Raw genomic sequence first — 11,879 nt, forward strand, 5'->3', positions numbered from 1 at the left:
CTCCCCTGCGAAGGGAAATCTTATGAACGGTAATGCGAGCCGCGGAGACGAGGGGCATAGAGCCCTGATTTTGAAGGCGATCGCCGAAGGCGGCCTGGGTTTTGCGGCGCAATGGATCCATGACGCTGCAAATGCCGGCGAGGCCTTCTATGCGGAAAGCCTCGCGCGCGTAACAGATTCGGACGGCACCGTGCACACAGCCGGCACATTTGTCTCGTTCCTCGAGCGGCAGGATCGCTGGTTTGATCTTGATCTGCGTATTCTTGACATGGTGCTTTCCGCTTTGGCGGAGGATGAGACGCTGGTGCTGGGGTTCAACCTGAATGCCGCCAGCCTGTCCCGCTCGGATCGGTTTTCCGATGTTTTCGGTCGCATCAGCCGCAAGCCGGAGCTCGCCGCAAGGCTCGTCGTCGAGATCACGGAAAGCTATCCGGTCATCGGCGCCTCCATCGAGCGCATGAAGATGATCCGCGCTCTTGGCTGCCGCATCGCGATAGACGATTTCGGGTCCGGCTTTGCCACGCCGGCCTCGCTGCTGCAGGTGGCCGCCGATATCGTCAAGATCGACGCCGCCTTCGTACGGGACAACAGGCGCGGCCGCGACGGAAGCGACAGCCTCTCCCATCTTGTCGGCTTTGCCGCCTGCTTTGCACCTTTCGTCGTCGTCGAAGGCATCGAAACGAACTCTCAGCTCGAAGCTGCGCGAGAGGCTGGCGCAACGCATGCGCAAGGCTTTTTCCTGTCGCAGCCGGTGTCGTTGGCACAGCTTCGGCGCAGCAAGGGGAAGGCCGTTCTGCGGGGGGTGGGATGAGCATTGCTGCCATTATCCTGCCCGGTCACTGAACCGGGAAGCGAGCGCCCGAAAGACGGCGCAATTTGAAACGGCGGGATGTCCGGCAGCGGGCGTCACGTATGATGCAATTCGAGCGGGGCGGCGCGCGAGGAACCAAATGAAATCCGGGAAAAGATCATGGATTCTTTTAGCGAGAGAAAAGTCCCAGCCCAGCCACCGGCGCGTTACCTGTTCGAGGGCTGCGTAAAGATCGTTTCGGCCTATGTCAGTCACAATGCGATCCCGCTTCACAGCGTTCCCAGGCTGATCAAGGATATTCACGAAGCGCTGCAAGCCTTGGACACAGGCTCGGCTGTCGACCGCGGCAATCTGGTGCCGGCGGTGGAACTGAAGAAATCGGTGACGAACGACTACATCGTCTGTCTCGAAGACGGCAAGCGATTCAAAACGCTGAAGCGTCACCTGCGGGTGCATTATGGGATGACGCCGGAAGAATATCGCCAGAAATGGGGCCTGGCGCCCAATTATCCGATGGTTGCGCAGAACTATGCGCACCGCCGTTCGGAGCTGGCGAAACTTTCCGGTCTCGGCGCCAACGGCAGCAAGAGGGAAAGCATAAGTTAAAGCATGTCGCGCAAACCTGTGCGGCGGTTTTGCGATGCTGCAAGAATAATGGCGCCCTGTGAGGGGCGCCATCGCTTTCCGGTATGGTTCGATGCGGCAGGTCAGAAGACCTGACGCAGCACGATGAACAGCACGAAGGCCAGCGTGATCGAGGCCGGCAACGTCAGGATCCAGGCCATCAGCATGTTGCGCACGGTCGACCATTGCAGGCCGGAACCGTTTGCCGCCATGGTGCCGGCGACGCCGGAGGACAGGACATGCGTGGTGGAAACCGGCAGGCCGAGATGGTCGGCCGCGCCGATCGTCAGCATGGCGACGACTTCGGCGGCGGCACCCTGGCCATAGGTCAGATGCGTCTTGCCGATCTTTTCTCCGACGGTGACGACGATGCGCTTCCAGCCGACCATGGTGCCGAGGCCGAGTGCGAGAGCGACGGCGACCTTCACCCAGAGGGGAATGAACTTGGTCGCGTGATCGACGGCGGCGTGATAGCTGGTCACGGCCTTCAGGTCGTCGGCGCTCATCGGCAGCAGCTTCTGCTTGTCGATCAGCTTCAGCGATTCACCGATCAGGTAGATGTCGTTACGAACGTTGCCGACGAGGCCGTTCGGCAGCTTTTCGACGCTCGGATAAGCGGCGATCTCGGCGCTGGTGGCGTGGATATAGGCCTGGAGTGCCGGCGTCGTCGAGTCCGTCCAGGTCTTGCTCTTGACGGCGTCGCTGACCGCGGCCTTCGGATCGGCCGGCGCGGCAACGCCCGGCTTCACATATTTGCCGAGCACCGTCTCGACCTGTGCCGAGGCGGCCTTGTACGCATCGAGATAGTTGATGTCGGGCGTCTTGTTCAGCGCGAAAGCCGTCGGCACGAGGCCGATGAGGATGAGCATGATCAGACCCATGCCCTTCTGGCCGTCATTGGAACCATGGGCGAAGCTGACGCCGGTGCAGGTGAAGATCAGCAGACCGCGAATCCAGGCCGGCGGCGGTGCATTGCCCTTCGGCGCTTCATAGAGCTCCTTGTTGCGGATCAGCACCTTGGCGACCAAAAGCAGGATCGCGGCCATGGCAAAACCGATAATCGGCGACAGCAGCAGCGACATGCCGACGTTGCTTGCCTGCGCCCAGTCGACGCCGCTTGTGGCGGAGCCGGCGGGCGCCAGGAACTGGTTGGCGAGACCGACACCGATGATGGAGCCGACGAGTGTGTGCGAGCTCGATGCCGGCAGGCCCAGATACCAGGTGCCGAGATTCCAGATGATCGCGGCGATCAAAAGCGCGAAAACCATGGCGAGGCCGGAGCCGGAACCGACCTGGAGGATCAGTTCGACCGGCAGTAGCGCCAGGATGCCGAAGGCGACCGCGCCCGACGAGGTCAGAACGCCCAGGAAGTTGAAGAAGCCCGACCAGATGACGGCGAACTCAGCCGGTAGCGAACGTGTATAGATGACGGTGGCAACGGCATTAGCGGTGTCGTGGAAGCCGTTGACGAATTCGAAGCCGAGCGCGATCAACAGCGCAAGGCCGAGGAGGATCCACGGAACAGCGGCCGCATCGGCAAGGTCGCTGCCGAGGGCATAACCGACATAGGCGAGGCCGCCGAGCACGACCAGGCCGAAGAGCGGCAGAAACCACTTTGCCGAGCTTCCGGCGCCGTGAATTGGGTGATTGGCGTTGCCACCCTCGGAAGTGTTTGAAGCGAGGTCGACCATCCCAAACTCCTTTATGGTCATTGATATTGCCGGTGTAAGCCTCCTTCATGAAACTCTCGTGACGCGCGAGAAGGCGGATACCGGCCCTATTGGCGGGGATGCCGGGCGCTCTTTGCGGATATATGGCCGCGAATGTCCATCTTGATTTTGCCCCCAAAACGCCTTTTTCGGTTCAGCCGGCGTTCATGCGTCTAGGTGCTAAATCCTGCATGTAAGGGACTTGGATAGAGGGCCATCAAAATGAGATCGTCCGTGATTGCCATCGCTGCCTTGTTCGGCAGCCTGGTTGTATCTTCGGCAGAGGCAATGCCTATCCCAACCGTTGGGACAACAGCCTCCGTGCCGGTCGTGAAAGTTGATTATGCTTGCGGTCGTGGCTGGCATGTGACGCGTTGGGGCGAATGCCGCCCGAATCGCTGGGGTCCGCCGCCGCGGCGTTGGGGTTACTACAGACCGCCACCGCCGCCGCCATGGGGCTGGCGGGGCCGTCATCGCCATTGGCGCGACGATGACGGCTGGCGCGGCCGGCCAGGCTACTGGTGAAAAGACAAGCACCGCCGCGTTTTGCGGCGGTGTTTCCTTAGGGCGGTTCAGCTTTTTACGGAATCCCGGAACCGCCCTATCTCCTTGTTGTCTCGCAATTCCGGACGGAAAACCGGAGCGCACTTTTCCTGGATCGCTCTAAGGACGCGGCTGAGGCCTTAATGCGCGTGCCGCGAGCCATAATCCTGCGATAGCGGCAAGCCCCGCAGCCAGAATAGTCATGAGGCTCCCGGCGTGCAGCATGATGTCGGCGGGTTTGGGGCGGATGAGATCGGCCGTATTGAAGCTCTCGCCGCTGAATTTGCACAGGATGAGTGAGAGATTGTTGCGCACCAGCGCGGTGTCGATATCGGAGACGATGTCGCCGACGGCGGTCTTTTCCTCCTTCATCGTTCGCATCTGGAGCAGCACCGCCTTTACCGCCGCGAGATAGGCGTGCGAACACTCGTTGAACGGGCTTTCCTCGTCGCTGACGCTGCCGGGCATCATGCCCCAGAGGCAATAGGCCCGCTGAATCTGGGCGAAATTCAAGAGGCGCCGGAAGGTTTCGTCGGTGTCGGATGCGCTCTCGGCAAGCGAGACGATCCGCCCGTAGTAAGGCGCGATCACAGCCATTTCGCCATGGGTGAGGCTTGGTATCGGGATGCCGGCCTGGCTTCCGGAGGAGCCGCCGCCATGGGCGGCAACCATCGTCGGCCAGGTCGATAGCATGAGGCAGAGGACTGCGAGCAGGACGCCGCCTGCATGGTGGCGTTTCCCGCGCATGTGGTGCGCGGGAGGTGGTTTGCTTGACATCTCAGGCCCGACGCAGGGCCGCATTGCCGTAGCGTGACTGCGGCAGCTGGCGTTCCGCCCAGGCTCCGAAGGCAAGCCCGAGAGTGGCCCAGAGGATGGCGTGCATCCCCAGCGAGGCGATGCGGAAGCGCCAGAGCACGACGGCCGAGAATTGTTCCGGCACTTCGTTGATCGGCGGCAGCAGATACTGGATGAGCACGACGAAGACAATGTAGCCGATGCCGGCGATGATCGCACCGTTCCAGGAACCATATCGGACCGCCAGACGGCGGCCGAAGCCGACGGCAACGATAATGCCGACCACGGATGCGACCATCATGATGAAGAACAGTTCGGTTCTTGCGCCGATCGTGTCGGGATTGCCGACCGCCGGCGGGTTTGCCGGGTATTTGATGTAGGGGACCAGCGAAATCGTCACGAAGGCTGCAATTGCGAGCAGCGCTGCCGTGCCGCGCGCCCCGAGCGGGCTGACGCGGCCATAGACGAAGGAGAAGACCAGCGCGAACAATCCGCCGATCGCCGTCGAAAAGATCATGATGCCGGTAAAGAGGCCGATGCCGGACTGCGTGGCGCGGCTGACGATTTCCGGCTCCGGTGCCTCGCCGGCGGCCTGCGCGGCCTTTTCCTCAAAACCGATGGCCCAATCGACCAGCGGCTCGCCGAAAGTGTGGGCAAAGGCAAAAACGAGAATACCGGCAAAGGCCCCGACGATCATGCCGCGGAGCAAAAGACGTCCAACCATGTGTGCTCCCTTAAAGCATGTCGCGCAAAACTGTGCAGCGGTTTTGCGATAACGACATGCGCAAAATCAAAGATCTAAAGCGCGAGACGCGAATCTGAAAAGATCGCGACGCGCCTTAGTGGCAGGGGAAGCCGAGCAGGTGTCGGGCGTCATGCACGAACTCGTGCACGTACATGCCTGATATCAGAGAGGTTGCGCCTTCTTCCGCGCCGATAAAGTAGATCGCCAGCAGCATCAGCAGGCCGGCAAAGACGGCCCAGGGCAGAATCTGGCCGAGCGGGATCGGCTGCGGAATTGCGGACGGTGCGAAAGTGGTGTCAGACATTGTATTCCCTCTTCAAGAAAAGCGCGTTCCAATTACGGAAGGGTTCTTACGGGAAGGGTCTGGCTCTCAAGGGCGAAACTTTCGCCATCGATTACAGTGGCGCGACCGCGCCGGGATTACACCGGCTTCCACACCCGTACGCGTAAGTTTATATCTGTCTGTAAAGATAGTTGTCAATCAAGCGCCATTGCGATGTGAAATTGCGACAAGAGCGCGACGGGGATGGAGTTGGGAGCCTCATGAAGACACATCTGAGCTGGATTTGCCATGGGGCGACGCAAGCCAATCGAACGGGCTGTTTTCCGGATGACGAACCACTGGAAGTCAAGGCGGCACAGCAGGCTCAATCATTGTCCTTCGGGCTTGGTGCGATCGATCGGGTTTGGACGAGCCCGGCCTTGCGTGCCCGCCAGACGGCCAGCGTCCTTGGTCTCGACGCCATTCCGGACGTCGCCTTGCGCGAATGCGATTACGGCGACTGGCGCGGCCAATCGCTTGCCGAACTGCATGAAAGGGATGCGGAATCTCTGACGCTATGGATGACGGATACATCGGTCGCGCCGCATGGCGGCGAATCCCTGTCGGCGGTCATGAGGCGTGTCGGCGAATGGATGGGAAATCACCTTGACGATACCGGTCATATCGTCGTCGTTACCCATGCGAGCGTCATCCGCGCCGCCGTTCAGCATGTCCTGCAGGCACCGGCAGCCGCATTCTGGGCCGTCGACGTCGAGCCGTTCGGCATCGTCGAAATGACAAGCGATGGCCGCCGCTGGCAGCTTCGTTTCCCGAAGATGGCGGCATAGAGCAATTCCGTCCGGAATTGCTTGAAATAAAGAAACAGAGCATTTCCGTGATTCCGTTTAAAAACGGAAATGCTCTGGGGTCAGCGGGCAGCCTTCGTCCGCTGCCGTTCCAAATAGACGAGATAGACGGCCATGCCGAACGTCATCGCGGCCAGCCCGTACCAGGTGATGGCATAGACGAGATGGCTGTTCGGGAAGCTGATCTGCGTCAGCCCGCCCACGGGCAGTCCGCCCGGGTTCTTCGTATCGTCGGCATCGATGAAATAGGGCGCCACGTTCCGCAGGCCGCGGGCCTCGGCGATCGCAGCCACGTCGCGTGAATACCAGCGCTCTTGCGCCGGCAGGTTCGAGCGGATCAACGTGCCCTTCGGCTCGTCGATCCGCAACAGGCCGGTAACGGTCGTTTCGCCGCCGATCTGGCCCTCGGGGCGCGCGCCCGGATTGCGCTTCTCGGTCGGCACGAAGCCGCGGTTGACGATGACGATCGTGTCATCGGTGAGTTTCAGCGGCGTCAGAACCCAATAGCCCGCGCCGAGCGCGGTCGAGGCATAGACCTGCGCTTCCTTGTCGTTGAGGAAAGTGCCGTTCGCCTGCACATGCTTGTATTCGGAGCTTTCGGCGTTGATGCCAGCCCATTGCGCCGCACCAGGCGCCTCAACAGCAGGGGCATGCACGCGCGCATCGACCCGGGCGATCAGATCCAGCTTCCAGTGCAGCCGCTTCACCTGCCAGGTGCCGAGCCCGATGAGAAGCGCGGTCAAGAGCAGAAGTGACAAAACCCAGATGGCAAGCGTGAGCGCCGAGCGCGGCTTGCCCTGAGATGTGGTCGGGGGAATATCGGTCATGGCGCTGGTCTCCGGGGACGCGCTGCCGCATGATTTCGGGAGGATCGGCTCTCTTCGCTGAAGATCATGCGCGGTCTTAGAAAAAATCGGCTGCGATTTCGGGCGCTTTCAAGCATGCGCCATGCAGCGTCCGGCGGAACTCTCACCGGAAAGAGAGGGCGGGCCTTCGGCTGAAGGCCCGCCGCTCGGTCTTATGGCATGTTGCGCATCATCTCGGGCGACATGGGCATCATGTTCGCATTGAGGTGATGCATGACCCAGAGCGAGCCGGAGAGAGCGATGATGACAAGCACGATGGTGAAGATCAGTGCCATCATGTTCCAGCCGCCTTCCGAGCGGGTGTTCATGTGCAGGAAGTAGATCATGTGTACGATGATCTGGATCGCGCCGAGGATCATGACGATCGCGCCGGTGACGGCCGGATCGGAGAAGACCTTGCCCATGACCAGCCAGAAGGGGATGGCGGTCAGGATAACGGAGAGGATGAACCCCGTCATGTAGCTCTTGAAGGTGCCGTGCGCGGCCTCGTGGCCGCCATGATGGCCATGATCGTGGGCGGAGCCGGATTGATGCGAATGGTCTGCGTTCGAGCTCATCCGAGAACTCCCATGAGGTAGACGAGGGAAAACACGCCGATCCAGACGACGTCCAGGAAGTGCCAGAACATCGAAAGGCACATCAGGCGACGCTTGTTTTCCGCGATCAGGCCGTACCGGCCAACCTGCACCATCAGCGTGATCAGCCAGACGATACCGGTGGTGACGTGCAGACCGTGCGTGCCGACCAGCGTGAAGAAGGCCGAAAGGAACGCGCTGCGCTGCGGGCCGGCGCCGTCGAGGATCAGGTGATAGAACTCGTAAAGTTCGAAGAAGATGAAGAGCGCGCCGAAGATGCCTGTGATCGTCAGCCACATCAGCGTTCCCGACTTGTTGTCCTTCTCCATCGCCAGCATGGCGAAGCCGTAGGTGATGGAGGAGAAGAGCAGCATCGCCGTGTTGACGGCGACGAGCGGCAGCTCGAACAGGTCGGCCGGAGACGGGCCGGCCGCATAGCTGTGGCCGAGCACGGCAAAGGTCGCGAAGAGGACTGCGAAGATCAGGCAGTCGCTCATGATGTAGAGCCAGAAGCCCAGCAGCGTGCTGCCTTCCGGATGATGCTCTTCCGTCAGGTAGAAAGCGGGCGTTTCGCCATCCTTGGGAGCGTGTGCGGTTTGAGAGGTCATGGGTCTTATACCTGTCCTGCGAGCTGCTTCGTACGCTCGTTCTCGGTCTCCACGACCTCGTCGGCGGGAATGTAGAAGTCGCGCTTATAGTTGAAGGTATGGCCGATCGTGATGACGATCATCGCGGCGAAGGTAATGGCGGCAAGCCACCACATGTACCAGATCATGCCGAATGCGAAGCCGATGGAGAGAACGCCGAGGATGATGCCCGTGCCGGTGTTCTTCGGCATGTGGATCGGGATGAACCCCTCGGTCGGCCTGGCATAGCCGCGTTTCTTCATGTCCCACCAGGCGTCGTGATCGTAGACGATCGGCGTGAAGGCGAAGTTGTAGGCCGGCGGCGGCGACGAGGTGGACCATTCCAGCGTGCGGCCGTTCCACGGGTCGCCGGTGTGGTCGCGAAGTTCTTCGCGCTTCATGAAGCTGACGGCGAGCTGGATGAGGAAGCAGGCGATGCCAATGGCGATCAGGCCGGCGCCGAAGGCGGCGATGATGAACCAGATCTGCAGCGACGGATCGTCGAACTGGTTGACGCGGCGGGTGACGCCCATCAGGCCGAGGATATAGAGCGGCATGAAGGCGAACCAGAAGCCGATCTGCCAGAACCAGAAGCTCATCTTGCCCCAGAAAGGATCGAGCTTGAAGCCGAAGGCCTTCGGGAACCAGTAGTTGACGCCCGCGAACATGCCGAAGAGCACGCCGCCGATGATCACGTTATGGAAATGGGCGATCAGGAACAGGGAGTTGTGCAGCACGAAGTCGGCCGGCGGAATTGCAAGCATGACGCCGGTCATGCCGCCGATGGTGAAGGTCACCATGAAACCGACGGTCCACAGCATCGGCACCTCGTAGCGGATGCGGCCGTGATACATCGTGAACAGCCAGTTGAACAGCTTCGCCCCCGTCGGGATCGAGATGATCATCGTCGTGATGCCGAAGAAGGAGTTGACGCTGGCGCCCGAGCCCATCGTGAAGAAGTGGTGCAGCCAGACGAGGTAGGAGAGGATCATGATCACGCAGGTGGCGTAAACCATCGAGGCGTAGCCGAAGAGGCGCTTGCCGCAGAAGGTGGCGACGACTTCCGAGAAGACGCCGAAGGCCGGCAGGACCAGGATGTAGACTTCCGGGTGGCCCCAGATCCAGATGAGGTTGACATACATCATCGGATTGCCGCCAAGGTCGTTCGTGAAGAAGTTCGTGCCGGCGTAGCGATCGAGCGTCAGCAGCACGAGCGTCGCGGTCAGGATCGGGAAGCTCGCGACGATCAGGATGTTGGTGCAGAGCGACGTCCAGGTGAAAACAGGCATTTTCATGAAGGTCATGCCCGGCGCGCGCATCTTGACGATGGTGGCGATCAGGTTGATGCCCGAAAGCGTCGTCCCGATACCCGCGACCTGCAGGCCCCAGATGTAATAGTCGACGCCGACGTCGGGGCTGTAGGCGATGCCGGAGAGCGGCGGATAGGCCAGCCAGCCGGTCTTCGCGAATTCGCCGATGAACAGCGAGATCATGACGATGATCGCGCCCGCCGTCGTCATCCAGAACGAAAAATTGTTGAGGAAGGGGAAGGAGACGTCGCGTGCGCCGATCTGCAGCGGCACGACGAGGTTCATCAGGCCGGTGACGAAGGGCATCGCCACGAAGAAGATCATGATGACGCCGTGGGCGGTGAAGATCTGGTCGTAGTGATGCGGCGGCAGGAAGCCATCGGAACCATTGAAGGCGAATGCCTGCTGCATACGCATCAGCAACGCGTCGGAAAAGCCGCGCAGCAGCATGATCAGCGCCAGCACGACGTACATGATGCCGATCTTCTTGTGATCGATGCTGGTGAACCATTCCGTCCAGAGATAGCCCCAGAGGCGGAAATAGGTCAGCAGGCCGAGAAGGGCGATACCTCCGATGGCGACGCCGATGAAGGTCACGACGAGGATCGGCTCGTGATAGGGGATCGCGTCGAGCGTCAGCCGACCGAAGATGAATTTATAGAGGTCCGGGTTGGAAAACATGGATTGCCTCTGTCCCTTATGAATGTCTTGTTATGGAGCGGACCGGATCAATGACCCTGATGCTGTGCCGAACCGGTCGACGAATCGGAAGAAGAGCCGTTGCCCATATCCATGCCCTGCATCGAATTGTCTCCATGCTGCATGGTGTGGCCGGCGGCGCCATCAGCCTTGACGGGCGTGACTTCGGCCGAGCTGTTATCGCGATTGTCGTAGATCAGGCGCTCGCGGTTTTCGTGGCTCTCCTTGCCGCCGCCGCCCTTGGCGTCGATATGCATCATTTCGCTCATGCACATCTTGCTCGGATCGGCGCACATGTTGAGGATGGCGTTGTAGAGACCATCGTCGACGGCGTTGAAGTACTGCACCGGGTTGCGCTCGCTCGGCTTGGCAAGCGTCAGGTATTCCTGGCGGCCGAGCGCCGTGCCCTGGCCCTTGGCCTTCTGGACCCACTGGTCGAAATCGGCCTGGCCGAAACCGTGGAACTTGAAGCGCATGTTCGAGAAGCCGGCGCCGCTGTAATTGGCCGACATGCCCTGGAATTCGCCGGGATGGTTGATCACGGCATGCAGCTTCGTCTCCATGCCCGGCATGGCGTAGATCTGGCCTGCCAGCGCCGGGATGAAGAAGGAGTTCATGACAGCCGAAGCCGTGATCTTGAAGTTGATCGGCCGGTCGACCGGAGCGGCCATCTCGTTGACCGTGGCAATGCCGTATTCCGGATAGAAGAACAGCCATTTCCAGTCGAGCGCGACCACTTCCACCGTCAGCGGCTTCACGTCGGCGCTGAGCGGCTTGTCGGCGGCGATGCGGTCGAGGGGCCGATAGGGGTCGAGCTGATGGGTGCTGATCCAGGTCACCGCGCCGAGCGCGATGATGATGGCGAGCGGAGCGGACCAGATGACCAGCTCGAGACGCGTCGAATGATGCCAATCCGGCTCGTAAGTCGCCTCTTTGTTCGACTGGCGGTATCTCCAGGCGAAGAACAGCGTCAGGAAGATCACCGGGATGATGATGATCAGCATCAGCACGACCGAGACGATGATGAGGTCTCGCTGCTGCATGGCGATATCGCCGGAGGGAGCCATCACCACAAGATCGCAGCCGGAAAGCAGCAAAAACAATGGAATGACGGATAAACGGCTGAAAATCTTCGATAGTCTTAGCACGTCTTAAAGCTCTTTTTGTTTCGACCTTACCGCGACTAAAGGACGGCGGTCATGAACGATATGAGGTGTTTCGTCGCACCGCAGCAAGTCGGGTGCAATGCGGTATGGAATGCTGTCCCACCTATCGGGAAAACCCTGAGAAATCCAGAAGGTTTTCCGTGGGGCCCCTCGCTTTTGTCGCCGCCAATATACCCGGAACGGAACAAATGGCTATCGCTGGCGGTTCATGCTTGATCCTGAATGCGGCGCCGACGGCCGAAAAAGCCCGGCTTAATCGCCAATTTGCGAATTATTTCATGC

The 11,879-nt window shown here is 60.6% G+C and carries 13 protein-coding genes and 1 riboswitch; of the genes, 4 read left to right on the forward strand and 9 right to left on the reverse strand.

Annotated features, from left to right (window positions below; translation table 11 throughout):
- Nucleotides 1–22 precede the first annotated feature (22 nt).
- Nucleotides 23–811, forward strand: a complete 789-nt coding sequence (locus CCGE531_RS01140) for an EAL domain-containing protein (RefSeq protein ID WP_120662536.1) — start codon at nucleotides 23–25, stop codon at nucleotides 809–811.
- 159 nt (nucleotides 812–970) lie between these two features.
- Nucleotides 971–1,417, forward strand: a complete 447-nt coding sequence (locus CCGE531_RS01145; protein WP_120662537.1) for a MucR family transcriptional regulator — start codon at nucleotides 971–973, stop codon at nucleotides 1,415–1,417.
- A 101-nt stretch (nucleotides 1,418–1,518) separates the two neighbouring features.
- On the opposite strand, the gene CCGE531_RS01150 is transcribed toward CCGE531_RS01145, so the two are convergent.
- Nucleotides 1,519–3,126 carry an inorganic phosphate transporter gene (locus tag CCGE531_RS01150; protein ID WP_120662538.1) on the reverse strand — a complete coding sequence of 536 codons (1,608 nt, stop codon included), beginning with the start codon at nucleotides 3,124–3,126 and terminating at the stop codon, nucleotides 1,519–1,521.
- A gap of 240 nt (nucleotides 3,127–3,366) precedes the next feature.
- Here CCGE531_RS01150 and CCGE531_RS34715 point away from each other — a divergent pair, with 240 nt between their 5' ends.
- On the forward strand, nucleotides 3,367–3,669 hold the full coding sequence (locus CCGE531_RS34715; RefSeq protein ID WP_120662539.1) for a hypothetical protein: 303 nt from the start codon (nucleotides 3,367–3,369) through the stop codon (nucleotides 3,667–3,669).
- 138 nt (nucleotides 3,670–3,807) lie between these two features.
- Here the strand turns inward: CCGE531_RS34715 and CCGE531_RS01160 are convergent, their stop codons facing one another.
- The 3 genes from CCGE531_RS01160 to CCGE531_RS01170 form a co-directional block, all read right to left on the reverse strand.
- Nucleotides 3,808–4,434, reverse strand: coding sequence for a hypothetical protein (locus CCGE531_RS01160; RefSeq protein ID WP_120662540.1), 627 nt, complete (start codon nucleotides 4,432–4,434; stop codon nucleotides 3,808–3,810).
- A 31-nt stretch (nucleotides 4,435–4,465) separates the two neighbouring features.
- Nucleotides 4,466–5,206 (reverse strand): CbtA family protein, encoded by a 741-nt coding sequence (locus CCGE531_RS01165; RefSeq protein ID WP_120662541.1) that lies wholly within the window; start codon nucleotides 5,204–5,206, stop codon nucleotides 4,466–4,468.
- Between the two features lie 115 nt (nucleotides 5,207–5,321).
- On the reverse strand, nucleotides 5,322–5,531 hold the full coding sequence (locus tag CCGE531_RS01170) for a CbtB-domain containing protein (protein WP_120662542.1): 210 nt from the start codon (nucleotides 5,529–5,531) through the stop codon (nucleotides 5,322–5,324).
- 57 nt (nucleotides 5,532–5,588) lie between these two features.
- Nucleotides 5,589–5,661, reverse strand: a riboswitch (cobalamin riboswitch).
- Between the two features lie 109 nt (nucleotides 5,662–5,770).
- On the opposite strand from CCGE531_RS01170, the gene CCGE531_RS01175 reads away from it, so the two are divergent.
- Nucleotides 5,771–6,337: a histidine phosphatase family protein gene (locus CCGE531_RS01175; protein WP_120662543.1), complete on the forward strand. Its 567-nt coding sequence runs from the start codon at nucleotides 5,771–5,773 to the stop codon at nucleotides 6,335–6,337.
- 80 nt (nucleotides 6,338–6,417) lie between these two features.
- Here CCGE531_RS01175 and CCGE531_RS01180 read toward each other — a convergent pair whose 3' ends face one another.
- The 5 genes from CCGE531_RS01180 to cyoA all read right to left on the reverse strand — a co-directional run bounded on the left by CCGE531_RS01180 (nucleotide 6,418) and on the right by cyoA (nucleotide 11,579).
- Nucleotides 6,418–7,182, reverse strand: a complete 765-nt coding sequence (locus CCGE531_RS01180) for an SURF1 family protein (protein WP_120662544.1) — start codon at nucleotides 7,180–7,182, stop codon at nucleotides 6,418–6,420.
- 191 nt (nucleotides 7,183–7,373) lie between these two features.
- Nucleotides 7,374–7,778, reverse strand: coding sequence for a cytochrome o ubiquinol oxidase subunit IV (gene cyoD, locus CCGE531_RS01185; RefSeq protein ID WP_120662545.1), 405 nt, complete (start codon nucleotides 7,776–7,778; stop codon nucleotides 7,374–7,376).
- The gene (gene cyoC / locus CCGE531_RS01190) at nucleotides 7,775–8,404 is read right to left on the reverse strand and encodes a cytochrome o ubiquinol oxidase subunit III (protein WP_120662546.1); all 630 of its coding nucleotides are present in this window, start codon (nucleotides 8,402–8,404) and stop codon (nucleotides 7,775–7,777) included. The genes cyoD and cyoC overlap by 4 nt, the downstream gene beginning before the upstream one ends.
- A gap of 5 nt (nucleotides 8,405–8,409) precedes the next feature.
- Entirely contained in the window at nucleotides 8,410–10,413 is a 2,004-nt protein-coding gene (gene cyoB, locus CCGE531_RS01195) for a cytochrome o ubiquinol oxidase subunit I (protein ID WP_120662547.1), read from the reverse strand.
- Nucleotides 10,414–10,460: 47 nt separating this feature from the next.
- Nucleotides 10,461–11,579 carry a ubiquinol oxidase subunit II gene (gene cyoA / locus CCGE531_RS01200; RefSeq protein ID WP_120662548.1) on the reverse strand — a complete coding sequence of 373 codons (1,119 nt, stop codon included), beginning with the start codon at nucleotides 11,577–11,579 and terminating at the stop codon, nucleotides 10,461–10,463.
- Nucleotides 11,580–11,879 lie beyond the last annotated feature (300 nt).

Origin of the sequence: Rhizobium sp. CCGE531, assembly GCF_003627795.1 — a bacterium.
Taxonomy (GTDB): domain Bacteria; phylum Pseudomonadota; class Alphaproteobacteria; order Rhizobiales; family Rhizobiaceae; genus Rhizobium.

What these genes read in the sequence shown, in the direction of transcription:
- CCGE531_RS01140 (WP_120662536.1), top strand. Translation starts at nt 23, where the DNA reads ATGAACGGTAATGCGAGCCGCGGAGACGAGGGGCATAGAGCCCTGATT.
- CCGE531_RS01145 (WP_120662537.1), top strand. Translation starts at nt 971, where the DNA reads ATGGATTCTTTTAGCGAGAGAAAAGTCCCAGCCCAGCCACCGGCGCGT.
- CCGE531_RS01150 (WP_120662538.1), bottom strand. Translation starts at nt 3,126, where the DNA reads ATGGTCGACCTCGCTTCAAACACTTCCGAGGGTGGCAACGCCAATCAC.
- CCGE531_RS34715 (WP_120662539.1), top strand. Translation starts at nt 3,367, where the DNA reads ATGAGATCGTCCGTGATTGCCATCGCTGCCTTGTTCGGCAGCCTGGTT.
- CCGE531_RS01160 (WP_120662540.1), bottom strand. Translation starts at nt 4,434, where the DNA reads ATGCGCGGGAAACGCCACCATGCAGGCGGCGTCCTGCTCGCAGTCCTC.
- CCGE531_RS01165 (WP_120662541.1), bottom strand. Translation starts at nt 5,206, where the DNA reads ATGGTTGGACGTCTTTTGCTCCGCGGCATGATCGTCGGGGCCTTTGCC.
- CCGE531_RS01170 (WP_120662542.1), bottom strand. Translation starts at nt 5,531, where the DNA reads ATGTCTGACACCACTTTCGCACCGTCCGCAATTCCGCAGCCGATCCCG.
- CCGE531_RS01175 (WP_120662543.1), top strand. Translation starts at nt 5,771, where the DNA reads ATGAAGACACATCTGAGCTGGATTTGCCATGGGGCGACGCAAGCCAAT.
- CCGE531_RS01180 (WP_120662544.1), bottom strand. Translation starts at nt 7,182, where the DNA reads ATGACCGATATTCCCCCGACCACATCTCAGGGCAAGCCGCGCTCGGCG.
- cyoD (WP_120662545.1), bottom strand. Translation starts at nt 7,778, where the DNA reads ATGAGCTCGAACGCAGACCATTCGCATCAATCCGGCTCCGCCCACGAT.
- cyoC (WP_120662546.1), bottom strand. Translation starts at nt 8,404, where the DNA reads ATGACCTCTCAAACCGCACACGCTCCCAAGGATGGCGAAACGCCCGCT.
- cyoB (WP_120662547.1), bottom strand. Translation starts at nt 10,413, where the DNA reads ATGTTTTCCAACCCGGACCTCTATAAATTCATCTTCGGTCGGCTGACG.